Genomic DNA, 23175 nt, shown 5'->3' on the forward strand with positions numbered 1-23175 from the left:
ATAAAAAAAGCTGACGGAAGTCAGCTTTTTTATGCTTGAAAGAAAACCCGGTCACGTCATTTCCATGCAGAAATCCAGTAAAGCATCAATTTCATTGGATTTATCGAAAATAGCATCCACCCCCAGCTCTTTGCAGCGCTGGCGTACATCCAGCGTGGCGTAGTTGCTCAGCACAATCACGCGCTGACCAGGTTTGCGGTTCTGGCAGGCAGCCACGACGCCCAAGCCACTGCCCTGGCGCAAAAACAGATCGACGATGGCCAGGTCCCAGTGGTTGTGCGGGTCTGTCAGCCAGGCAATGCCTTCTGCTTCCGTTTCTGCATAGCCGATAGCGTTGACATCCGAGAGTTCAAGCAAAGTCTCGATCAAGTTTTCGCGAATGGTGGCGTTGTCTTCCACGAAGAAAGTTTGGAGAGTCACAGTGGGAATAAATCAATGAAGTGCAATGGCATCGGGGAGACAGTGCTTAAATTTTGCATGTCCCTGTGACTGGTGTTTGTAGTCAATAGCCTACTTCTGGTTACAACAAACGATGCATTCGGGATTGCGGCTGGTACGCATGCGCGACCACTCCATGTTCTTTCCGTCCAACATCAACAACTTACCTGCCAAAGACTCACCAACCTGTGCAATCAGCTTCAAAGCCTCGGCCGCTTGCATGCACCCAATAATGCCGACCAAAGGTGCAAAGACACCCATGGTGGAGCACTGCACTTCTTCAAAAGTTTCTTCGGGTGAGAACAGGCATGCGTAGCAGGGTGATGTTTCCTTGCGTGGATCAAACACCGTAATCTGGCCATCGAAACGAATGATCGCTCCAGCAACCAGAGGGGTTTTGTGTTTGACGCACGCGGCATTCACAGTTTGCCGCGTTTGGTAGTTATCACAGCAGTCCAAAACGACCGTAGCCTGTGAGACAAGTTCATCGAGCAACGCGGCATCTGCATGTTGCTCGATGCAGCGCACGGTCACTTCGGGATTGATGTCGTGCAGCGCTTGCGCTGCAGAGTGCACCTTGGGCTGGCCCACACGAGCGGTGGTGTGGGCAATCTGGCGCTGCAAATTGGTCAGATCGACGCTGTCATGATCGACCAGAGTGATGTGGCCCACGCCTGATGCAGCAAGGTACAGTGCAGCCGGAGAGCCTAAACCACCTGCACCAATGATGAGTGCGTGCGCATCCAGCATGGCTTGCTGGCCTTCGATGCCAACTTCGTCCAGCAGGATGTGTCGTGAGTAGCGCAGCAGTTGTTCGTCGTTCATGGTGGTTCCATGAAAAAAGCCGGGCACAAGGCACCCGGCTGTTAAAGAAAAAGAGAGCGGCTGGCGCTTGTCCTACTTAGGTTTCAATATGAATTAACTTTTAAAACTAAGCTGGTTCTGCGATAGCTGCTATCTCTATTTATTCGTCTTTGTCTTTTTGCTCTGGAGGGCGTTCAGTCAAAGTCTTACTGACTTTGACTGGCAGACCTTTGAGCTGGTTCAAAGCTTGTTGCAATTGAAAGTCTTTGGCAGAGCCAAACTCAGGCAGGCGACGTTCAGCGATGGGCTTTTTAGCATCTTCTTCCAGGCGCTTTCGGGCTTCTTCGCGCAGTTTTTCGCGGGCCGCAGCAGCTTCGCTTTCGGCGGTGGCATCACCGTTGCCCAAGTGCTTTTCCAGATCGGCTTCACGCATGCGAAGGGCTGCGTAGACATCGCCTTCTGCTGTTTCGTCCACCATGATGTTGGGCACAATGCCCTTGGCCTGAATGGATTTTCCGCTCGGCGTGTAGTACAGCGCTGTGGTGAGCTTCAGGCCCGTATCTGGGCCTAAGGGGCGCACGGTTTGTACCGAGCCCTTGCCAAACGACTGGCTGCCCATGATGGTGGCGCGCTTGTGGTCTTGCAAAGCACCTGCCACGATTTCGCTGGCAGAGGCCGAGCCTTCATTGACCAGCACCACCAATGGCACTTTTTTCAGTGCAGCAGGCAAGCGCTTGAGCGGATCACCATTGCCACGGCGTGCATAGAACTCTGGCGCAGCCTTGAAGACGGCTTTGCTTTCTTCCAGCTGGCCGTCCGTGCTGACCACGGTCACGCCTTCCGGCAGGAATGCGGCAGAGATGGCGACAGCGGCATCCAGCAAGCCACCCGGATCATTGCGCAGGTCCAGCACCACGCCCTTGATGTCGGGGTCTTCCTTGTACAGCTCTTCAACCTTGCGCACAAAGTCATCCACGGTGCGCTCTTGGAACTGGCTCAGGCGTACCCAGGCGTAGCCGGGCTCGATCAGCTTGCCCTTGACCGACTGGGTCTTGATTTCTTCGCGCGTGATGGTCACGGGGAAGGTGCGGCTTTCGTCCTTGCGGAAGATGGTCAGCTCGACCTTGGTCTTGGGCTCACCGCGCATGCGCTTGACGGACTCATTGAGTGTCAGTCCCTTGACAGCGGTGGAGTCGATCTTGGTGATCAAGTCACCGCTTTTCAGACCGGCGCGGTCAGCGGGAGAGCCTTCGATGGGAGAGACAACTTTGATCAAGCCGTCTTCCTGTGTGATCTCAATACCCACGCCCACGAAGCGACCCGAAGTGCCTTCTCGGAATTCCTTGAAAGACTTCTTGTCGAAATACTGGGAGTGGGGGTCGAGGCTGGAGACCATGCCAGAGATGGCGTCGGTGATCAGCTTTTTGTCGTCCACAGACTCGACGTAATCGGTCTTGATGATGCCGAACACAGCCGACAGCTGCTGGATTTCTTCCAGAGGAAGGGGCGAGATGCCGCCGCGCGCAACGGTTTGCAGTGACACCGTGGTCAGTGCCCCCGCTAAAACGCCCAACGAGACCCATCCAGCAATTTTGAGTTTTTGGCTCATAGAGACTTTAGTTTTTACCTGCGTCGACAAATATACACGGCGCTGCCTTGCAGGTGGTGCGTTAAAGACGCAACCACCCGTAGACAGGAAGGGTGTTACACCTTGCCTTGGGCTGCAACGGCGGCTGCAGCCTTGGCTGCAGCTTGTGCATCACCCAAATAGTAGCTGCGGATGGGCTTCAGGTTCTCATCGAGCTCATACACCAGTGGAATACCGTTGGGAATGTTGACACCAACGATAGCGTCATCGGCGATATTGTCCAGGTACTTCACCAGTGCGCGGATCGAATTGCCGTGGGCGGCCAGCACGACACGCTTGCCTGCCTTGATCTGGGGTGCCAGTGTTTCGCTCCAGAACGGCACCACGCGGGCCACGGTGTCCTTGAGGCATTCAGTCAAAGGGATTTGCTCGGGCTGCAAGTGAGCGTAGCGGCGGTCGCCACGCTCGCTGCGTGGGTCGTTGGCCTCCAGCGCTGGTGGCGGCACATCGTAGCTGCGGCGCCAGACCAGTACTTGCTCTTCGCCGTATTGCTTGGCCATGTCGGCCTTGTTCAGGCCCTGCAGGCCGCCGTAGTGGCGCTCATTGAGGCGCCAGTCTTTGTTGACGGGCAGCCAGGTGCAGTTCATCTCGTCCAGTGCGTACCAGAGGGTGTGAATAGCGCGCTGCAGCACGGAGGTGTAGGCCACATCGAATTCATAGCCGTCAGCTTTAAGCAATTGACCGGCCTTTTTGGCCTGGGCGATGCCCGTGGGTGTCAGGTCAACATCGGTCCAGCCGGTGAAACGGTTTTCAAGGTTCCAGGTGGACTCACCGTGGCGGATCAGCACGAGCTTGTACATGGCTTCTTTCTGCACAACAACACAAAGGGGAAAGGGTGTAGCCTGCTATTTTAGGCTGTGCGCCGGCTCTGTATAGCTTGCTTTGTCAGGGGCGTTGGCAGTGCCCCTAAAATTGCACGCTTTGCCAACCCAAGGACTGACGTGACTTTCATTGTTGAAAACTGGTATTTGATTTTGCTGGCGGTGGTCACCGGTGGCCTGTTGCTGGTGCCTTCGCTCAAGGGTATGGGCAACGGTTCGCTGCAGCCCAATGAGGCTGTGGCCAAGATCAACCGCGAAAAAGCGGTGATCGTGGATGTGCGCGAACCCGAGGAATATGTGAAGGGCCATATTGCCAATGCCAAGAACATTCCTCTGGCACAGCTGGACGAGCGCCTGCCCCAGATGGCCAAGAACAAGGCCCTGCCTGTGGTGCTGGTTTGCGAGAAGGGTGCCCGTGCGGTGCGCGCTGAAGCCCAGGCCAAGAAGCTGGGCTATGAGCATGCGCAGGCACTGGCCGGTGGCATGAAGGCCTGGCGCGATGCGGGCCTGCCTGTCACTAAAGCTTAAGCAGGTCAGTTTTTTTCAACTGTCCTACCATTAAGGGGTTGCAAGGCCCCTTTTTTGCAGCCTTCATTTTTGACTCACAAGGATTCCTGTCATGCAAGCCGTGAAGATGTACACCACCGCCGTCTGCCCTTACTGCGTGCGCGCCAAGCAAGTGCTCAAGTCCAAGGGCGTGGAGCAGATTGAAGAAATCCGCATCGACGTGGACCCTGCTGCCCGTGCTCAGATGATGGAAATTACAGGCCGCCGCTCGGTGCCGCAGATTTTTGTGGGCGACACCCACGTGGGCGGCTGCGATGACCTGATGGCACTGGATGCCAAAGGCGAGCTGCTGCCTTTGCTCAACGCCTGATTTTTCTGTGCGGGCTGCATGCCTGCATAATGATCGGCTTAAGTGCCCGCTGCCGCAGCCACTGCCAGCGGGCCTTTTTATGATCGCCTGCTTTGCGTAAGAAAGACTGACACCATGTCCGAACAAGCTACTCCCGTCTTCCAGATTCAACGTGTCTATCTGAAGGACCTGTCGCTGGAGCAACCCAATTCGCCCGCTATTTTGCTGCAGCAAGAACAACCCAATGTCGACATCCAACTGGGCGTGGAAGCCACTCCAGTGGCTGAAGGCGTGTTTGAAGTGGCTGTGACGGCCACCGTGCAAACCAAGATCGAAGACAAAACCTTGTTCCTGGTGGAAGCCAAGCAAGCCGGTATTTTCGAAATCCGCAACATCCCAGAAGAGCAGATGGGTGGCGTGATTGGCGTGGCTTGCCCTCAAATCGTGTACCCATACCTGCGTGCCAGCGTGGCCGACATCGTGACCCGCGCTGGTTTCCCGCCTGTGCATTTGGCTGAAATTAACTTTCAAGCCATGTACGAGCAGCAAAATGCCGACGCCGCCGGGCAAGTTGAAGGCACGGTGCAGTAAGCCACTGTCACGCAGCCAGCCTGTGGGCATGCTACAAAAGAGGTTCCGCTTGCGGAGCCTTTTTTTATGCATTTTTAGCCTCTGAGGCTTGATGAATCAGCGTTAAAAGCTATGAATTTAATTGTGATTGGTGCTGGTGCCTGGGGCACAGCACTGGCGATTGCAGCGGCGCGCCACAGTGCGGGCCACCACGTCACGCTGTGGGCGCGCGATAGCCAGCAGGTGCAGGAGATGCAGGCGGCAGGCAGCAATGCCCGCTATTTGCCGGGCATGGCATTTCCTGCGGCGCTGCAAGTCAGCGCGGCGCCATTGGCGCAAGCCGTGCAGGGTATGGAGCTGGTCATTGTGGCTACGCCCATGTCTGCACTGCGCAGCACATTGCAGGCCCTGGCTGATGCACATGTCACGGTGCCCGTGGCATGGCTGTGCAAAGGCTTTGAAGCTGTGCCTGCCGGGCACAGCGGCGTGGGTCTGATGCCGCATGAGGTGTGTGCACAGGTGGCGCCGCAGCTAGCCAGCGGTGCCTTGAGTGGCCCCAGCTTCGCGCAGGAAGTGGCCAATGGGCAGCCGACGCTGCTGGTAGCGGCCAGCCGGCATCTGCTGGTGCGCCAGGCCTTGTTGCAGGCATTTCACACGGGCCCGCTGCGCCTGTATGCCAACGAAGACATCGTGGGCGTGGAAGTGGGCGGCGCTGTCAAAAACGTGATGGCGATTGCTGCAGGCCTGTGCGATGGCATGCATCTGGGTCTGAACGCACGGGCGGCCTTGCTGACGCGCGGACTGGCAGAGATGACGCGTCTGGGTGTGGCGCTGGGTGCCAAGGCCGACACCTTCATGGGCCTGAGTGGCCTGGGGGATTTGATGCTGACGGCCACGGGCGACCTCTCGCGCAACCGCAAAGTGGGGCTGCTGCTGGCTCAGGGCATGACGCTGGCGCAGGCCGTAGATTCGCTGGGGCACGTGGCCGAAGGGGTGTACAGCGCACGCACCGTGGTGCAGCGTGCACAGGCCGCGGGCGTAGAGATGCCGATTGCCGCCACCGTGGTGCAGTTGCTGGATGGCCGCATCAGCCCGCAAGATGCGGTGCAGCGCCTGATGGCGCGAGATCCGAAAAGTGAAGGTATATAAAAAATGAGCTACTTGCGCAGGTGTACAAAGGTTTTCAGATACTTTTGTATTTGAAAACCTTGCTGGATAAGCGCTGGTAGCTATAAAGATAAAAAAGGAGCCCTGAAGGCTCCTTTTTTAATGGGGTACACGGGGCGCGTTAAAGGTCCAGCTCCAGCGCCAGCAGCTCTTCCACGGTCTGGCGGCGGCGAATCAGTTGTACCTTGCTGCCATCGACCAGCACTTCTGCAGCCAGCGGGCGGGTGTTGTAGTTGCTGGACATGGACGCGCCATAGGCACCCGTGTCGTGAATGACCAGCAGGTCGCCCACCTGCGCATCACCCAGCGTGCGGGGCAGTACCACGCCGCCGTCGCCCTGGGTGAATACGTCGCCAGACTCGCACAGCGGGCCTGCTACCACGCTGTCACGCACGGGCGGCAGTACGCCCGCGCCACGGCGCTGGATGTGCATGCCGTGGTAGCTGCCGTACATGCTGGGGCGCATCAGCTCGTTAAAGCCGGTGTCCACCAGAGTGAAGTGGTTGTTGCCTGCGTTCTTGGTGGCGCGCACGGTGCCCAGCAGCACGCCCGACTCGGCCACCAGAAAGCGGCCGGGCTCCAGCTCCAGAGTCAGCTTGTGGCCGATGATGACTTCTGCCTGCTTGCGCGCGGTGTCCCACAGACCAAAGTAGTGGTCGGTGTCGATGGTGGCATCGCCTTCACGGTAGGGGATGGACAGGCCGCCGCCCGCCGAGATGGCTTGCAGGTCATGGCCATGCTCTTTGGCACGCTTGACCAGCGCCACCATGGCACCGCAGACCTCTTGCAGATGCGAGTAATCCACCCCTGATCCAATGTGCATGTGCAGGCCAGCCAGATGCAGGCCGTGCTGGGCAATGGCATCCAGTGCTGCCGTCAGATCGGTGTGCCAGATACCGTGCTTGCTGTGCTCGCCGCCCGTGTTGGTCTTGTTGCTGTGGCCATGGCCAAAGCCGGGGTTGATGCGCAGCCACACACTGTGGCCGGGCGATGCCTGGCCCAACTGGTGCAGCATGTCAATGGAGCCCGCGTTGACCGGCACTTTGTAGTCGACCACGGTCGCCAGCGTGGCGGCGTCCATCACATCGGCGGTAAAGACGATGTCTGAGGGCTCGCCCCCGGCCACGTAGCCAGCGGCCAGTGCGCGCACCACTTCGCCGCGCGAGACTGCATCCACCTTGACGCCCTGCTCGCGCATCAGTTTCAAGATGTGGATGTTGGAGCACGCCTTCTGGGCAAAGCGGACGGTGTCAAACGCCTTGAGCTGGGCAATGCGCTCGCGAATCACCTGGGCGTCGTACACCCACAGCGGGGTGCCAAATTCATCAGCAAGGTTCCACAGTTGTTCTGGCGAGAAAGGGCAAGACATGGCTTTAAGTGTTGGATGGCTGCATGCACTGGTTTGACCAGCACTGACAGCCCATAAGGTTGGTAACGGTTGCCATCTTCGTAGGTTTTATGCATTCAGACCAATGCTTATGCTTATTTGGTCTATTCATTTTCGATATGCTTGTGCCATGAATGCGCAACCCACGCCCGCCAATCCAGACCGCATTGCACACCGCCATATCGAGGTGTTTCGCGCCCTCATGCTCACTGGCAGCGCCACGGCTGCAGCGCAGATGCTGTTTACCTCACAGCCTACGGTCAGCCGTGAACTGGCGCGGCTGGAGCAGCTTTTGGGCTACGCGCTGTTTGAGCGCGCACAAAGCCGCTTGCGGCCCAATGCCCGTGCGCTGCGCCTGTGGGAGGAAGTGCAGCGCAGCTGGGAGGGGCTGGATCGCGTGGTGGAGCATGCGCTGGCACTGGGGCAGCCACACCAGGGGCGCATCAGCGTACTGAGCCTGCCAGCGCTCAGCCATGCCTTGCTGCCGGGGGCGCTGGAGCGCTTGCAGCGCAGCCACGGCGCCGTGGCGGTGAGTGTGGCCACGCAAGAAGGGCCGTTGCTGCAGGAGTGGATGGCTGCGCAGCGGTTTGATCTGGGGCTGACCGAGTTGGGCGACGCCCCACCGGGCACCCGCGTGATCGCCTTGCCTGCCATGGATGAGGTGGCGGTGCTGCCCGCAGCCCATCCGCTGGCAGCCCAGCCTGTGCTGCAGGCACAAGACTTTGATGGGCAGGCATTTATCAGCCTGGCGCGTGATGACCCTTACCGTGTGCAGATCGATGCAGTGCTGGCCAGAGCAGGCGTGCAGCGGCGCATGCTGGTGGAAACGCACAGTGCCGTGGCCGTGTGTGCCATGGTGCAGCACGGGCTGGGCGTGGCGATTGTGAATCCGCTGACTGCCCGTGCCTGCGCAGGCGCTGACCTGGTGCTCAGGCCCTTGCAGTTTTCCATACCGTTTCAGGTGCACATGCTGCTGCCCTTGCACCGGCCTGCCGTCCCCGAAGTTGATTGGCTGGTACAGGCGCTGCAAGCCGAAGCTGCAGCGGCTTGCGGCACCCCGCGCTAGTTTGAAGGGGCCGTGCTGGGCAGCGTCTGTTCACACCGCCATGGGCTGTGGCGCAGGCTGCGGTTGAAGCCACCCGCCAGCAATGATGTAAATGCGCAAACCAGCCCTCCCGCCAACAAGGCCGCGCTGGCAGACCAGCGCTGCGCTGCGCCACCTAGAAACACACCGCCTGCGGCCGGGGCCAGATGCATTTCCATGAGCCACAGCGCGGACACTCGGCCCCGTAGCGCATCGGGGGTGTGCAGTTGCAAGAGCGCGCCGCGCACGATGTCTGCCACGGTGTCCGCCGCGCCTGCCAGCACCAGCAGTGCCAGCACCCAGACAGCCTGTGTGCTGGCGCCGGCGCTTGCCAATGCCAGCCCCCAGACCACGGCTGCGACGATCAGCAACGCTCCGGGCCGCTGCAAGCGCCGTGTCCAGCCAGAGGTGGCTGCCGCCACCATCGCGCCAGCGGCAGGGGCAGCATGCAGCCAGCCCACCAGCTGGGCATCACCGCCGAGCGACTCCACCCCCAGTTGCGGCAGCAACACCCAGGGCGTGGCGGCAAGGGCCATGACCACATCCAGCAGCAGCAGCCCGCCAACGACAGGGCTGCGCCAGGCAAACAGCAAGCCTTCACGCCACGCTCGCCATGCCGGGGGCGGGCGCAGTGCTGCGGTGTGGGTGGGTGGCGGCATGGAGGGCAGACGCAATAACAGCAGTGGTGTGGCAAGGGCGCCCGCCAGTGCCAGCGTGTAGCAAGCGCTGCTGCCGCCGAAGCTGATCAGTGCAGCTGCCAGCAGAGGGCCGATCAGGCGCCCCAGCTGCTCAGCCAGTGCGCCCAAGGCCCCGGCAGCGGCCAGCTGCTGGGGCGGCAGCAGCGCAGGCACGGATGCCATCAGGGCAGGGGCGCTGATGCCGCCGGTCAAGCCGCTGAGCACGGTGGCCAGATAAATCCACTCCACCTGAGGCGATGTCTGCAGGCTGTTGATCAGCAGCAGCACGACGACGGGTATATAGGCGGCTCTGCCCGCCACCATGGTGGTGCGGCGGTTGACGCGGTCGGCCAAGAACCCGCCCACCATCAGGCCCAGCATGGTGCCAAGGGCCAGACCTACGCCGACACCCGCAACCTTCAGGGAAGATTGCGTGAGGCTCCACACTTGCCATGCCACGGTAATACCGAGAACGCCATACACCACGACGGCAATCACTCGCACCGTATAGAGCCAGCTAAAGCTGGTGTTGCGCAGTGGTGCCAGATCCAGTGCATGCCGCAGCACCTGGGAGCGCCAGGCCGCTGCAGGCTTACTTGCTGGAGGGCTCACTTTTTGCCTTGGACTTGAATTGCGACTCGCTCATGCCATGGCGCCAATAGGCAACGATCAGTTGTTCGTGTTTTTCTAGGCCCTTTTCTTCCTTGGCCCATTGTCGGATGGCCTGTGCGGTTTGAAATTCGGCACCGACCCAGAGGAATTTGCTTGCTGACGGCTCTGGCCAAGTGACCGATCGCAGCGCTGCCTGCAGCAAGCTGCTGCGACCAGCTTCGGTGTCAGCGCGGTGCAGCCAGTGCCACTGCAGCCCTGGCGGCGTCTGCACGGCTTGTTCATCTTCTGGGCCCTGAACTTCAGCAAACACATGGCCGCGTGTGTGCTGGGGCAGGCTTGCGGCAATGCGCAGCATGGCGGGAAGGGCGGTGTCGTCGCCAGCCAGCAGCATCCAGTCTGCGGGTGTGGCTGTGCGGCCACCCGGGCCACTCATGCCAATGGTCTGGCCGGCAGTTGCCTGGCTGGCCCAGGCTGAACCGGGGCCAGCATCGGCATGCACTACAAAATCGACATCCATCCAGCCTGCTTTTTCGTCGATCGCCTGAATGGTGTAGGTGCGGACATCCAAGCGTTGATCACCTTCGGGAAATCGCGGCATGCCGCTGCTGGTCAGCGTCGGCCATTGCGGCTCGCTGATGCCGGGCTGGGGAAAGATAAGCTTGCAGTGGATGTTGTCAGGCTGGTCGTAGCGTGCCAGATCATGGCAAGCAAAGCGCACGCGGCGCATATGGGGTGTCAGGTCGCGGATGGAAAGCACACGCAACAGGCGAAAGGCGGGCGGGCGCTGCAAGGCGTTGCCGTCTCCTTGCCACGACAGGGCGTCATCGTCACTGCCCGTAACGTCAAGCACCACGTGCGCCATGATGAGTTTCAGGTCGTGCAGGGCATCCAGTGTGGGGGCAGTAATGTCCAGGTGTATATGCCCTGCCTCTTGCCACAGGCTGCCCAGACCGCCGGCGTAAGAAAGTACCCAGCGTTCTCCTTGCTGGCGTGGTTCCAGTTCGTGTTCTTGCATGTGCTCCACGATGGTGTGAACCAGAACGTGGGCTTGGTCGGAGCGCACGCAACTGTGCGCTTGCAGCGATGTCATCGCAACTCCTGTTGTGCCAATGGCGTAGGGGAAAGGGAAGAAGGGGGCGTAGCCAGACCATCCACCATCACATACATACGGCCTTGCTCGCAGTGGCGGACTCGGCTGTGCACGCCATAAGCAGTGCGCAGCAGCTCAGGGGTGATGGCCAACTGCGGTGGGCCGAAGGCAAGCAATTGGCCGCCTTGCAGCAGTGCAATGTCGTCGGCCCACTGCGCTGCCAAAGTTAAGTCATGCAAAACCATGCAGACAATGCGCCCTGCACGGGCCAGGGATTGCACGCTGTGCAAGACCTGCCACTGGTGGGCCAGATCCAGCGCACTGACAGGTTCATCGAGCAGCAATACCGGGCAATTGCGAACCACTGCCTGGGCCAGTGCTGCCATTTGGCGCTGTCCACCAGAAAGGCTGCTGAGTGCCTGCATCGCCAGATGGGCAATGCCCAGCTGCTGCAGCACCTGCAGCGACTGCTCCAGTGGCTGGTGCATGTGCAGCCCATGCGTGGCGACCAGTGTGGCTTCCAGCACGGTCATGGTGGTGCCTGGTGGAACGTGCTGCGGCATGAAACTGACCATTTCCGCCCGTGTAGACGGCAAAAGTGTGAGCAGCTCATGCTTGCCGAGCGCTGCGAGACCAGTGGCGGGTATCAATCCCGCCAGCGCACGCAATAAGGTCGATTTGCCTGCCCCATTCGGTCCGACCAAGGCCAGCACGCGACCCGGCTGCAGTGCTGGCAGGGTCAGTCCATGCAGTACAGCGCGCTGGCGGTAGCGAACCGTCAGGTCACGTATTTCCAGGGCTGCGCAAGCGTGTGAAGATGTTGCTTGGCTCATGGCGCATTCCGGGTGCGGTTGAGCACCAGCATCATGAAAACCGGCAATCCCACCAAGGCAGTGATGATGCCAACCGGCAGCAAAACACCGGGTACCGCTGATTTACTGATGACAGACGCCAGGGCCATCAACAAGGCCCCTACCAAGGCACTGGCTGGCAGCAGATGGCGGTGTCCGTCACCAACGAGCATGCGGGCCACATGCGGGCCCACCAAGCCTACAAAACCAATGGTGCCTGCCATGGCCACTGCCACGGCAGCCAGCAAACTGATGCGCAGCAGCGCCCAGCGGCGCAGCTTGGCCACATCGATGCCAAAACTCTGGGCACGTTCTTCGCCCAAGCTCAGGGCCGTCATAGCGCTGGCGGCACGCCAGGTAAACGGTGTGACGACTGCAACAACGCATGCCAGCATGGTGACGCTGGGCCAGTCAGCACGGGCAAGGCTGCCCATGCTCCAAAAAATGAGTTGCTGCAGAGCATCTTCACTGGCCACGAATTGCACCAGTGACAGCAGTGCTGCTGCCGCAAAGCCAATCGCAATACCAAAGAGCACCAGAATCTGGGTATTGGTGCCGGGTCGGTTGGCCATCATCTGCAGCAGCGCCAGTGCAATCAACGCAAAGACAAAGGCGTTGCCAGAAACGACCCAGGCCGCAGGCAAGCCCGGGATGCCCCAGTCAAGCACGATGGCCAGTGAAGCGCCCAGTGCAGCTGCTGAAGACACACCCAGCGTAAAGGGTTCAGCCAGTGGATTGCTCAGTATGGTTTGCATCTCTGCACCAGACAGCGAGAGCGCCATGCCGACAAGAACGGCCAGCACCACGACCGGCAAGTGCACTTCCCAAAGAACCACCTGCAGGCTGCGAGGCAGCGTTTCGGGTTGCCACAGGCCATGCACGGCTTGCATAAAACCCAGCGATGAAGGCCCTGTGGTGATATCCAGCAGGATGGCCAGCAGGGTCAAGAGGGCCAGCACAGCGATCAGGCTTCGGCGCCTCCATTGGCTGGCGCGGTAAGCGTGCAGGACGTGGCTGTTGGAATGGGGGGCACAGTTCGGGGTGTTCACGGTAGCGGGGCTGCGGTTGCTTGCAGGCTGGTCCAGAAAGTTCCTTGCCAGGGAAACGCCAGAAAGCGCTGATTTAAAGCATCCAATGTCGCTTGGGGTCGGACGTCGGCAAATTCTTCGGGATGGAGCCAGCTGGCAATACATTCCAAATTGACAATCCCCAGACCTCCGTGCCAGATGCCGTGCACGCGGCGATTGCGAATGGCGCGTGTGTGCGAGAGTCCTGTGCGTTGAATGACATGCTGCAGACTGGAGTGAGCCTGTGACGTGCTCACACCAGGTCCGAGCAGCAGACCATTGCGTGCCTTTAAATGACCGCCCCCTGTGCCAATATAAATTTCGGGGTCCTGGTCGATGACGTATTCGGTGCTCAGTGTGCCGGCCATGCCTGCAATCAGCTCCCCGCCCATCAGACGGCCCCCCGCCATGCGAACCATATCGCCCAGATTTTTGCCATTTCCCATGGACAGACAGCAAGGTGCCGAGCCTGCATGGGGCTCCATCAGCACCAAGGGCTCAGGTGCTCCGCGGGATTTCAGGCGTTGCACGCCTTCGCGAATACGGTGGACACGTTGCTCTATAAAACTGGCAACTTCTCTGGCGCGTGCCTCATGGCCCGTCAAGATGCCAAACTGAATCAAGCCCTGTGTGGGTTGGGGCTGGCGCAGATCGGGGTTGATTTCAAGCACAGCCACAGGAATGCCTGCTTTTTCCAGGCGTGCCACAGTTTGGGTCGCTTTGGCATAGAAGGCATCCAGCACAATCAGATCAGGCTCCAGGGCGATCAATGACTCGGCATGCAGGCTCTGCGGCCCGTCAATCGCAAGCTGTGCCATATGGTCAAACGCCTTGGTATCAGGCCCGCGTAGCATCAGCAGGCTTTGCGCATCAAGCCGCCATTTGTTCCAGGCAACGACATTGCGCGCAGGCTGCTTATCCAGCATGGACAGCAAAACAAAGTCATCGGTAGCGCCCAGTACCATGCGTTGAGCCGGTTTGGGCAGTCGTACCGTGCGGCCACGTAGATCGGTAATCTGCAGAGGCTGGCTGCTGGCAGGCGCAACCCCGCTCAGCATCAGCCCTGCCAGGGCTGCTGTGCTTTGCAGCCACTGGCGCCGCGTGCTGCCGTAGCTGGTGTTAGAACTCGGCATTGACACCCAGCCACAGGCGACGGCCTTCATCTGCCATCCAGTTGCCGTCCAACCCTGTCGTGCGTGTACGAACGTCGACTGGCACTTTGCGGTCAGTGACGTTCAACACGGAAAAGCGCAATGTGGTCGTCTTGTTCAGGCTGTAGTTCCCGCCCAGGTCCAAGGTTGCCGAGCCTTCGCGCTCACGCGTGACACTGGCGCCATTGCGAAAGCCCGCATACATGGCTTTGCCGGAATAGTTCAAGCGTGCAAATGTATTGAGTGTGCTGCTGGTTTGCCAATCAAGCTGCGCGTGCAGCATGTGCTTGGGCGTCTTCTCCAGCGGCAATCCATCCAAAGAGGTGCCGTCAAATGCGGTCTCGGTTCCGCCTTGGCGGCGCGACTGGGTGTAGGTATAGCTGGCGTCCAGACGCAGATTGCGTGCCAGCGGCATCTTCACCCCCATTTCCAGCCCTCGAATCTTGACTTCATCGACGTTGTCGTAGACGAACAGATGGTTGGCCAGCGGTGGGACAGGCGATGGCAGACCGGAGTCGAAGCTGACCACCTTGTTCTTGAACTTGGTGTTGAACACGGTTGCCGTCAAAGTGCTGGCCGGTGCCCACTCATAACTAAGGCCAAATTCTTGGGTCAGGCTGGTTTCAGGCTTGAGGTCAGGGTTGCCGCACAACGGGCCACGTATGCCAGAGTTGCCGCCTGTGCTCATGCAGTAACCTGCAGTGCTTTGGCGAATGGTGGGCGCTTTAAAGCCTGATGTGATGCCGCCGCGAAAAGTGAGCGCATCGGAGGCGTGGTACACCCCGTACAGACGCGGAGACCAGTGGGTGCCGTGGCGCTCATCATGGTCCATGCGCACGCCGCCGGTTAGCGTGAACTGTTCGGTAATCAGCCAGTCATCTTCTGCAAACAGCGCGTAGTTGGTCAGCGAAACCTTGTCAGTGTTCGTGGGAAACCCTGCTACCGAGGCCTCATTGCTGATGCCTTTGAGGGAGGTGCGCAAAACCTGCCCCCCCACACGCAGTACGTGCTTTTCAAACGGCAGGCTCACATTGCCATCCAGCGTAGTGTTGTTTACTTTGCGGTTGCTGTAGAGCGCAGCTTTGGGCCAGTCTTCCAGTTCGCCCTCTTCGGTGTACAGGGCCAATTTGCTTTGACCAAAATCCCATCGTCCGGTGTGGCTGATGCCGTAGTGGTTGCGCGTGTGGCGAACCTTTTTCCAAGCGATCGTGGGGAGTGTGGAGCGTCCAGGTGTTGTTTCTGTCGTAGTGCGCTCAGTGCCCATGTCCAGCACGATTTCTTGGCGGCTGTCGGGGCGTGCTGTCAGCTTGACGCCCAAGTTCTGGTTTTTGCGTCCATAGGCCGTGTCCGCAGAAGGATAGAAGTTGCCCGCTTCGCTGCGGTTTTCGCTCTTGCCCCAGATCTGCAGGCCCAGCACATCACTCTGGATAGGGCCTCCCAGCCAGAACTCGCCGTTGCGGGAATTGCCATAGTCATCGTCGCTTTGCAGTGTCATGGCGCCAGCCACGCTGCCACCCCAGCGGCTGGGCACTTTCTTGGTAATGATGTTGATGACACCACCCATGGCTTCAGAGCCATACAGCGAAGACATGGGGCCGCGAATGACCTCAATGCGCTCAATAGCAGACAACGGAGGGAGCAGATTGGATTGAATACCGCTGGTGCCGCGGTTCATGGTCTCGCGGGTGTTTTGGCGCTGACCATCAATCAAGATCAGGGTGTACTCTCCCGGCAGACCGCGGATCACGATGTCCGAAGTGTTGGGGTTGTCGCCCACCAAAGAAACCCCTTGTACGGAGCGCACGGCATCGGCAACAGATTCGTAGTTGCCTTTCTTGATGTCTTCCTGTGTCAGCACGCTGATGGACGCCGGCGCGTCCTTGATGTGCTGCTGCACACCACTGGCGGTGACAACAATCGTGTCCATTTGCGTGGTTTGTTCCTGCTGTGACCACGCAGATGTGGCGCAGGCGACGAGAAGAGCCGTCGTGGCCCAGCGAAAAGGAGCAGCAGAAACTGCATGCTGAAAATTAGTTGTCATGACCATTTGAACCTTGTTACGCGGACGCAAGGGAGGTTTTTCTGGCTGACGCACGCGCGGCGAACCGGGTTTTGCACCTCCGATGTAGCAAGGCGTCATTGCAGCACTGGCCGTGCATCAGGTGTTTTGCGCAAGCGGTGCAAATGTTTGCAATTCAATCGAAATAATTCTTATTTATAAACTTTTGCCTGGCGCTGGCGGCCTGGCATGCGAGTTAGACCTTGCCGCGCACCAGTTTGGGCGACATGCCAAACCGCCGCTTGAATGCGGTTGAGAAATTGGCTGCGCTGGTGTAGCCCGCCGTATGCGCCACCTCAAGAACGCTGCAGCCTGTCTGCTCCAGCATGTGCCTGGCATGGTCTAGGCGCTGTGCTCGGCGATAGTCATCAATGCTGGAGCCATAAATCTGCCTGAACTGGCGTTGCAGCGCGCTGGTACTCAGGCCGACTTCCTGCGCCAGCTCGCCCAGTGAGCGCCAAGCATCATCGCCGCTGTCCAGCAGTTGCTTGAGTCGTGCCAAGCGCTGATGTTCTCGCACGCCCAATGCGTGGACGGAGGGCCGCGCAATCGAAGCAAGCGATTGCAGCGCCTCATGCGTCAATTCCAGCGTACGACTGAGCAGCAACAGTGGCGAAGTACCGTCACGTGCCAGCTGAATGATTTGCTCCGCTACAGCAATCGCCCGGGGAGATGGCTGCCATTGCTGAATCGCCAGCTGCTGGCTGGCGATCCATGTGCGCAGCAACTGCGGCGCTGCCTTGTCTGTTTGGCATAAATCAGCCAGCCACGCGGGCTCCAGACTCAAACTGATTTTGCGCTCGAACTTGCCTTGCTTCCAGCGGCGTCGGAACAGATCGCCAGGGCGTGTATGGATGATGGCCCCACATGCCTGCACTGGCCGGGAGCCGGTGGTGGCCACCTCCATCTTCAAGGCTTGTTCACCGAAAGAGACATCTACGCTGCCCTCTAAAACCACCACAATGTGCAGCCCCGGTTCTGCTGGGGAGCATGTGTTGAGCGTGCGCAGGTCGCGGGCTTCTACGCCATGCAGCAAGATGCCCGGGTGGACTTGCAGTGATTGCAGGTGTCCGGCCAGTAAAGCGTCTTGCGCGGCGGGGCGGATATCCAGAAATTGATAATCGGGACCATTGAAGTCACATGCCCTGAGCGTACCTAGCCGCATCCATCGAGGTTGACTGCGTGCAGAGAGCGGGAGATGTGCGGTCATGGTCAGGCAAAAGTGTCAAAGGCGGCTGGGCCTGTAGGTTATGAATTGAGAATTATTATCAACACTCAATTGTATGCAATGCCTCGATGGAGTACAGAGGTGCGTTTTATTACCAATGCAGGTAGGCATTTTGTTTTTTGGATTCGCCATGACTTGCCGCTCTTGCCCGCATATTTCAGACCCAGACTTCAACGGATGGGGGGGGGGCGGCGCCCTGAGCGGGCATGCGCTCTGACATGCGGGTCAGCAGTTTGGACTTTGCACTGGGCTGCGCATCTGCCTATGCTGCAGCCATCGCCCCAGCATGCAGTGATGGTGTGGTTGTGGCTGGCCTTGCACATCTGAACAGGAGACGCAGCATGATTTTTGAGTTCACCGACTCTGAGGTGGCCCAATGCACGTGGGAAGACGGCCGCCTGCAACTGCGTTTTTCTGCTGCCCGTCTGCTCGATGCCAGCGACCTGCGTGCCGATGCAGTCTGGGCCCCCGTGCTGCTCACGGCAGAACACGCGGAGCCTTGGGAGACCTTGGAGCCTGCGGCCTGTATGGGGCGTATCCGCCAGGGCTTTGTGCTGCATGCCAGCCAGCGCATTCAAAAACTGCCCATGCCGTGCGAGCTGCAAGGCGTGGTCACCATGGAGCTGGAATTTGAGCAAGGCGGTGTCGTGCATGTGCGCTGCAAGGGTTTGTCCTTGCACCCCTTGCAAGGGGGAGTTGCTGGGGCCTATCAGTGCTAAGACACTTAATCGTCAGCTAACACCAGCTAAAAATCAATAAGAACCACGCTTGGTAGGTCGTTGCTTGGCCTTGTCGTGCGCTTGTACTGCCGGTGGCTTCGCGCCTCGTTTTCAGCGTAAATCAAGGATTTTCTTGGGGGGGGGCTTCCGACCCTAAGGGTTCAACAGCACCTCTGCGCCCTGGCGTTTGTGAGAAGCGCTGTGACTGGCTGCTTGAAGCTGCTGGTGCTGGGTGATGGCGGCATCAAAGCTTTGCATGAGCTGCTGCCTGCCGACGTGCTCATCGCCCCAGGATTGCAATTGCGCCAAAGCCTGGACCGCAGCTTCAAAACTTGAAAGTTGATCTGGCGCGTGGGCCTTGCGAATCGTATAGCGCCCTTGCAGAACGCCGTGCAGCTGCAGACGTGGCAGTTGCTGCAAAGCGGGGTTCAGATACAGCATCTTGCGACTTTTTCGCCAGGTGCCATCCAGCACCACCAGGCGCAGTGATGCAGGCTGCCCCAGCCAGTCGCCGGGCAGTGCAGGCGGTGCAGTTACGGGCAACTGCGGATCGGGGGGCGTGGGAGGGTAAAGCAGCACGGGGCGCACGACTGCATCGGTGCTCAGGTCCGGCCAGGGTGCATGCAGCCACGCGTTGAGTTGCTCCCCATCAAAAACTTCACCTGCGTGCAGGCGGCTGCCATGGACGCACAGGTGCAGCAGGCGTGCCGTGTTTTTGGCATGTCCCACTTCCATGGGGTGTTGCAGGATCAAGAGCTGAACCTGGCTGTGCACCGTTTGCACCAAAGGGCATAAACAAGCGCTGTGAGGGCGCAGGCATGCGCTGCAAAGTGGGCGGCGAGAGGCTGAAGAGATGTCCAATTGGGTAGCTGTTTGCGATGGCTGTACGGCGTTGTAGGCCATATCGAATGGCAATTGCTGCCAGCGGGGTATCTGTGCCCGGGTTGGCCGTCCCATGGCACAGCGGCACAGAACTGCTGCTGGCATGCAGAGCACTGCTTGCTGCGTGCTGCTTACTGCAATCGCCGATTAAGCGTGCTGGTCTGATAGAAACGGGTTTTTTCAACATACATGCTCTGATCGGCACGGTGCACCACCGCTTCCATTGATGCTCCCTGCTGGCCACAGGCTACGCCCATGGCAATGTGGATGGTTTGCCCCGGATAGAACTGGTTGTTCAATTCAAGCAGGGACAGAATCCGCTCTTGCATGGCTTGAGCACCTCGCTCGTCGGTAGCAGGCAGCAGTACCATGAATTCGTCACCGCCGATACGGGCGGCGCAGGCCGGTGCATCCACGGCCTTGGCCAGCACCTCGCCCACCCGTCGCAGCATGGCGTCGCCAGCCGCGTGACCGTGCTCATCATTGACGGCTTTGAGGCCATTCATGTCAATGGCAATCACAGACAGAGGCCATGGCCCTTTGCGCGAGAGCCGGTTGAGCTCTTCCATATAGAAAGCACGGTTGCGCAACTGGGTCAGGACGTCGTGCTTGCCCAGGTACTCCAGATAGGCCTCGGCTTTTTTGCGTGCAGTGATATCGACCAAGGACAGGAGCACCAGGTCCCAGTTTTCCACATGGCTGGACATGACGGCGAACTCCAAGTGGATGTGCAGCGTGTCCCCGGTGAGGGAATAGTTCACCACTTCACGCTGCTGTACCAGCTTGCCGTTCCACAGATCTTGCAACTGCTCGGCAAAGGATTCGTACATCTCGCCCCGAAAAACCTGAGACAGGTTTTGCACCAGCTCGATTTTGCTGCTTGCGTCAAACATCTCCAGTGTTTGCTGGTTAACGTCGATCACATGGATCTCCTGCATGCAGCGCGTGACAAAGTCTGGATGCACTTTCAGGAAAGTTCGGAAATCGCTGATGCCTTGGTTGCGAACTTCATCGATCAGCCGCTTGACGGCACTGAAGTCTTCTACCCACAGAGAAACCGGAGAGTGCTCAAAAAGGTCTCGGGCATATTGTTCGCTGCGCTGCAATTGCTGCATGCTGCGCACTTCAGCGGTCACATCCTTGAGTGACACCAGAACGCGGCTCCAGCTGTCTTCATAGCCGGGCAGAACCCGGGCACTGATCTCGACGTTGAGTCTGCGTCCCTGCAGGTCATAGTTCACACTGCGGTTTTCGAAGTGCAGCTGGCCATTCCATAGCGCGAGCAGCTCCGGAACGATGTTGTCTAGCATGTCCCCCCGAAAGACCTCGTGCAGCTTGCTTTTGAGGGTCTCCTGATCGGCTGCCTTGAACAGATCCAGCGTGTATTGGTTGACGCGCAGCACCTGGTAGGACTGGCTGCAGCGCTGCAGGTGCGCCGGGTCTTCTTTTAAAAAAGCGAGAAGGTCTGTGACACCGTCGGCACGCCACTGGTCAAACAATTGTTTGAGACTGCTGTAATCCTCCATCCACAGCGAGACAGGCGCGAGGTCGAACATATCTTCAAAGTCCAACCCACTGGCAAGAGAAACGGTCATCTTTAACACCTCCGGCGGAAATTATTGCCGACTTCGTGTGGCGTCCATTACAGGGATGCGAGCGGCTGACTGTGGAATTTTCACAGGTTCTCCAGTGGGTGTTGTGCCTGTGTGCAATGACCCGCACGCTTTCTGTGAACACACACCATTTATCTGCCTATTGCGGAGATGCCGTGCGCAGGCGCTTCCATCTGCTGTCGCCCGCTATGCTTACGGACTGTATGACAGTCGCTTCCCCTCATTTTGTGCAGTTAGATATGGGCCAGCCCTTGGAGGCTGACACTGCCCGCTTGCAACATCAATTTTCCCAGCCTGTACAGGTACTGCAGGCCGTCGATGCCCCAACACTGAAAACTGTTTTGCAGCAAGTGGAGCAGGCCGCGCAGCGTGGCTACTGGTGTGTCGGTGGTTTGCGTTACGAGGCGGCCAGTGCGTTGCACCCGCAATTGCAGACACAACCAGCTCAAGGTGCGCTGGCGTGGTTTGCTCTCTTTGAGGCTCCTTCACCAGTCACAACGGATGCACCGCCGCAGCGGACAGCACATTTGCCGCCGCTGCACTGGCAGGCCTCGTGCAGCCGTGAAGACTTCAATGCAGGCATGGACGCCATCCATACAGGCATTGCACAAGGGCGTTACTACCAGATCAATTTCACCAATCAATTGCATGGCAAGGCACAGACCATCGTCGATGGCGCTGCCTTGTTTGCCGCGCTGCAGCGTGCACAGCCAGGTGGGTATGCAATGTCGCTGGATATGGGCCAGGAGCAGGTGGCCTCTGTGTCCCCTGAACTGTTTTTTGACTGGCACCAGCCAGCTCAAGGCCAGGGCCGCATACTGACCCGGCCCATGAAAGGCACGGCGGCGCGGGGGGCTACGGAGCAGGCCGATGCCGCACAGGCGCGGCACTTGCAAACCTCAGTCAAAGAGCGTGCAGAAAACGTGATGATTGTGGATTTGCTGCGCAACGATGTAGGCAAGATTGCAGTGACAGGCACAGTTCAAGTGCCCAAGCTGTTTGCTGTGCAGGCGTTGCCAACGGTGTGGCAAATGACATCAGACGTCACAGCGCAACTGCCTGAGGGTACCCAATTGCTGCAAGTCTTTGAGGCATTGTTCCCCTGCGGCTCTGTGACCGGGGCCCCCAAACGTTCGGCCATGGAGGCGATTGCAGCACTTGAAACACAGCCGCGCGGTTGGTACTGCGGTGCTCTGGGGGTAGTGCGCCCTGATGGCGCAGGGGGAATTCGCGCGACGTTCAACGTGCCAATTCGCACTGTGGTGGTGCAAGGGCAGGAGCTGCGCTGTGGCATTGGCAGTGGTATTACGGCAGATGCCACGGCCCAGGGTGAGTGGCAGGAATGGCGCACCAAGCGCGCTTTTGTAGAAAGGGTGAGCATGGGCTTTGAAATTATTGAAACCCTGGCGCTGCAAGATGGGTGCTTTCGCCATCTGGCGCAGCATCTGCAGCGCATGCAAGGGGCCGCAGCCCACTTTGCATATCCGTGGAGTGACGAAGCTGTGCAGCTGACGCTGCAGCATGTGGCCGATACCCACCCGTGTGGCTTATGGCGCGTACGGGTGGAGCTCAATGCAGAGGGGCAGTTTTGCAGCAAGGTGCAAGTGTGCAAAGCCCCGCCTCCTGTGGCTTACCTGCAGTGGGCGACAGAGCCATTGGTTGAAGCGCACGGCGAGTTTGTGCGCTTCAAAACGTCACGCCGCATGCACTATGAGCGTTTGGCACCGACTGAGTCTCATGTGTGGGACACGCTGCTTTGGAACGAGGCAGGTGAAATCACGGAGGGCACGCGTGGCAATGTGGCCGCGTTGATCGATGGGCAGTGGGTCACGCCTGCATTGACTTGCGGGCTGCTGGCCGGCGTAGGACGGCAAGAGGCATTGGCGCAGGGGCGAATGGTAGAAGGTGTGATTCGGTTGTCAGATGTTCCACGCGTGCAGCAATGGGCGTTTATCAACAGCCTGCGTGGCTGGATTCCAGCACAGCTGCTGGGCGAGGCACCGCAGCCACTTTGAATGGGTGGATGACCACAAAAAACAAAAGGCCGCATATGCGGCCTTTTTGCTGGGCGATCTTTGCTAATTAAAGCTTGCCCTTGAAGTAGCTGGGCTTGTCCATGTCCACAATGTCCACGCTCAACTGCACTTGCAGCCCTTCTTGCGCAGGAATGACGCGCTTGAGCACGGCAGCAATGCGCTCTGACAGTTCTTTCTTCACTTCTGCTGTGCGGCCAGCCATCAGGCGCAGCTCTACGTGGGCAAAGGCCCGGCCCGCATTGTTCAGGCCAATGCGGTAGTTGCTCAGGCAGGCAATGCGGGTTTTGACATCTGCCTCATCCGTGACGGTGGGGTGTTCGCACACGGCAGCGTTCAATTGCTCCATCAGTGCCGCTTCGTTCAGGCCCTGCAGGTTGTTGGTGTATTCCACGGTCATGTGTGGCATGTTTGTCTC

22 protein-coding genes are annotated in these 23175 nt (G+C 59.1%); 7 read left to right on the plus strand and 15 right to left on the minus strand.

Translation table 11 applies throughout. The features are described 5' to 3' along the window. Nucleotides 1–51: 51 nt before the first annotated feature. The 4 genes from H9646_RS11175 to gpmA all read right to left on the minus strand — a co-directional run bounded on the left by H9646_RS11175 (nucleotide 52) and on the right by gpmA (nucleotide 3690). Complete coding sequence (locus tag H9646_RS11175; protein ID WP_191723444.1) at nucleotides 52–420, minus strand: response regulator; 369 nt, start codon at nucleotides 418–420, stop codon at nucleotides 52–54. Nucleotides 421–510: 90 nt separating this feature from the next. Further along, nucleotides 511–1263, minus strand: a complete 753-nt coding sequence (locus H9646_RS11180) for a HesA/MoeB/ThiF family protein (protein ID WP_191723445.1) — start codon at nucleotides 1261–1263, stop codon at nucleotides 511–513. Nucleotides 1264–1402: 139 nt separating this feature from the next. Further along, a complete protein-coding gene (locus H9646_RS11185) occupies nucleotides 1403–2851 on the minus strand; it encodes a S41 family peptidase (RefSeq protein WP_191723446.1) in 1449 nt (482 codons plus the stop codon). 95 nt (nucleotides 2852–2946) lie between these two features. Continuing rightward, a complete protein-coding gene (gene gpmA / locus H9646_RS11190; protein ID WP_191723447.1) occupies nucleotides 2947–3690 on the minus strand; it encodes a 2,3-diphosphoglycerate-dependent phosphoglycerate mutase in 744 nt (247 codons plus the stop codon). 141 nt (nucleotides 3691–3831) lie between these two features. Here gpmA and H9646_RS11195 point away from each other — a divergent pair, with 141 nt between their 5' ends. The 4 genes from H9646_RS11195 (at nucleotide 3832) to H9646_RS11210 (ending at nucleotide 6286) form a co-directional block, all read left to right on the plus strand. Further along, complete coding sequence (locus H9646_RS11195) at nucleotides 3832–4239, plus strand: rhodanese-like domain-containing protein (RefSeq protein ID WP_191723448.1); 408 nt, start codon at nucleotides 3832–3834, stop codon at nucleotides 4237–4239. Nucleotides 4240–4330: 91 nt separating this feature from the next. Beyond that, complete coding sequence (grxC, locus tag H9646_RS11200) at nucleotides 4331–4588, plus strand: glutaredoxin 3 (protein ID WP_191723449.1); 258 nt, start codon at nucleotides 4331–4333, stop codon at nucleotides 4586–4588. Nucleotides 4589–4702: 114 nt separating this feature from the next. Beyond that, nucleotides 4703–5158, plus strand: a complete 456-nt coding sequence (gene secB / locus H9646_RS11205) for a protein-export chaperone SecB (protein ID WP_191723450.1) — start codon at nucleotides 4703–4705, stop codon at nucleotides 5156–5158. Nucleotides 5159–5269: 111 nt separating this feature from the next. Beyond that, nucleotides 5270–6286: an NAD(P)H-dependent glycerol-3-phosphate dehydrogenase gene (locus H9646_RS11210; RefSeq protein ID WP_191723451.1), complete on the plus strand. Its 1017-nt coding sequence runs from the start codon at nucleotides 5270–5272 to the stop codon at nucleotides 6284–6286. Between the two features lie 139 nt (nucleotides 6287–6425). On the opposite strand, the gene lysA is transcribed toward H9646_RS11210, so the two are convergent. Further along, nucleotides 6426–7673, minus strand: coding sequence for a diaminopimelate decarboxylase (lysA, locus tag H9646_RS11215; RefSeq protein WP_191723452.1), 1248 nt, complete (start codon nucleotides 7671–7673; stop codon nucleotides 6426–6428). A gap of 148 nt (nucleotides 7674–7821) precedes the next feature. Here lysA and H9646_RS11220 point away from each other — a divergent pair, with 148 nt between their 5' ends. Further along, on the plus strand, nucleotides 7822–8757 hold the full coding sequence (locus H9646_RS11220) for a LysR family transcriptional regulator (RefSeq protein WP_191723453.1): 936 nt from the start codon (nucleotides 7822–7824) through the stop codon (nucleotides 8755–8757). Here the strand turns inward: H9646_RS11220 and H9646_RS11225 are convergent. The 7 genes from H9646_RS11225 to H9646_RS11250 form a co-directional block, all read right to left on the minus strand. Then, nucleotides 8754–10064 carry an MFS transporter gene (locus H9646_RS11225; protein ID WP_191723454.1) on the minus strand — a complete coding sequence of 437 codons (1311 nt, stop codon included), beginning with the start codon at nucleotides 10062–10064 and terminating at the stop codon, nucleotides 8754–8756. The two genes, H9646_RS11220 and H9646_RS11225, sit on opposite strands and share 4 nt — an antisense overlap. After that, the gene (locus tag H9646_RS11230; RefSeq protein WP_191723455.1) at nucleotides 10045–11154 is read right to left on the minus strand and encodes a siderophore-interacting protein; all 1110 of its coding nucleotides are present in this window, start codon (nucleotides 11152–11154) and stop codon (nucleotides 10045–10047) included. Before H9646_RS11230 ends, H9646_RS11225 begins: the two co-directional genes overlap by 20 nt. Continuing rightward, entirely contained in the window at nucleotides 11151–11987 is an 837-nt protein-coding gene (locus H9646_RS11235) for an ABC transporter ATP-binding protein (protein WP_191723456.1), read from the minus strand. Before H9646_RS11235 ends, H9646_RS11230 begins: the two co-directional genes overlap by 4 nt. Next, nucleotides 11984–13054, minus strand: a complete 1071-nt coding sequence (locus H9646_RS11240; RefSeq protein WP_318244915.1) for a FecCD family ABC transporter permease — start codon at nucleotides 13052–13054, stop codon at nucleotides 11984–11986. Before H9646_RS11240 ends, H9646_RS11235 begins: the two co-directional genes overlap by 4 nt. Next, nucleotides 13051–14205, minus strand: a complete 1155-nt coding sequence (locus H9646_RS18435; RefSeq protein WP_225214140.1) for an ABC transporter substrate-binding protein — start codon at nucleotides 14203–14205, stop codon at nucleotides 13051–13053. The genes H9646_RS11240 and H9646_RS18435 overlap by 4 nt, the downstream gene beginning before the upstream one ends. Then, a complete protein-coding gene (locus H9646_RS11245; RefSeq protein WP_191723458.1) occupies nucleotides 14192–16264 on the minus strand; it encodes a TonB-dependent receptor domain-containing protein in 2073 nt (690 codons plus the stop codon). The genes H9646_RS18435 and H9646_RS11245 overlap by 14 nt, the downstream gene beginning before the upstream one ends. Nucleotides 16265–16478: 214 nt before the next feature. Next, complete coding sequence (locus H9646_RS11250; RefSeq protein ID WP_191723459.1) at nucleotides 16479–17492, minus strand: helix-turn-helix transcriptional regulator; 1014 nt, start codon at nucleotides 17490–17492, stop codon at nucleotides 16479–16481. Nucleotides 17493–17851: 359 nt separating this feature from the next. Here H9646_RS11250 and H9646_RS11255 point away from each other — a divergent pair, with 359 nt between their 5' ends. Continuing rightward, a complete protein-coding gene (locus H9646_RS11255; RefSeq protein ID WP_191723460.1) occupies nucleotides 17852–18229 on the plus strand; it encodes a hypothetical protein in 378 nt (125 codons plus the stop codon). Nucleotides 18230–18382: 153 nt separating this feature from the next. On the opposite strand, the gene H9646_RS11260 is transcribed toward H9646_RS11255, so the two are convergent. Then, complete coding sequence (locus tag H9646_RS11260) at nucleotides 18383–19084, minus strand: tRNA-uridine aminocarboxypropyltransferase (RefSeq protein ID WP_191723680.1); 702 nt, start codon at nucleotides 19082–19084, stop codon at nucleotides 18383–18385. A 158-nt stretch (nucleotides 19085–19242) separates the two neighbouring features. After that, nucleotides 19243–20706: a sensor domain-containing diguanylate cyclase gene (locus tag H9646_RS11265; protein WP_191723461.1), complete on the minus strand. Its 1464-nt coding sequence runs from the start codon at nucleotides 20704–20706 to the stop codon at nucleotides 19243–19245. A gap of 221 nt (nucleotides 20707–20927) precedes the next feature. On the opposite strand from H9646_RS11265, the gene H9646_RS11270 reads away from it, so the two are divergent. After that, the gene (locus H9646_RS11270; protein WP_191723462.1) at nucleotides 20928–22739 is read left to right on the plus strand and encodes a chorismate-binding protein; all 1812 of its coding nucleotides are present in this window, start codon (nucleotides 20928–20930) and stop codon (nucleotides 22737–22739) included. Nucleotides 22740–22806: 67 nt separating this feature from the next. Here the strand turns inward: H9646_RS11270 and H9646_RS11275 are convergent, their stop codons facing one another. Further along, complete coding sequence (locus H9646_RS11275; RefSeq protein WP_191723463.1) at nucleotides 22807–23166, minus strand: 5-carboxymethyl-2-hydroxymuconate Delta-isomerase; 360 nt, start codon at nucleotides 23164–23166, stop codon at nucleotides 22807–22809. Nucleotides 23167–23175: the final 9 nt, after the last annotated feature.

The organism is Comamonas avium, from assembly GCF_014836675.1.
GTDB classification, from domain to species: domain Bacteria; phylum Pseudomonadota; class Gammaproteobacteria; order Burkholderiales; family Burkholderiaceae_C; genus Comamonas; species Comamonas avium.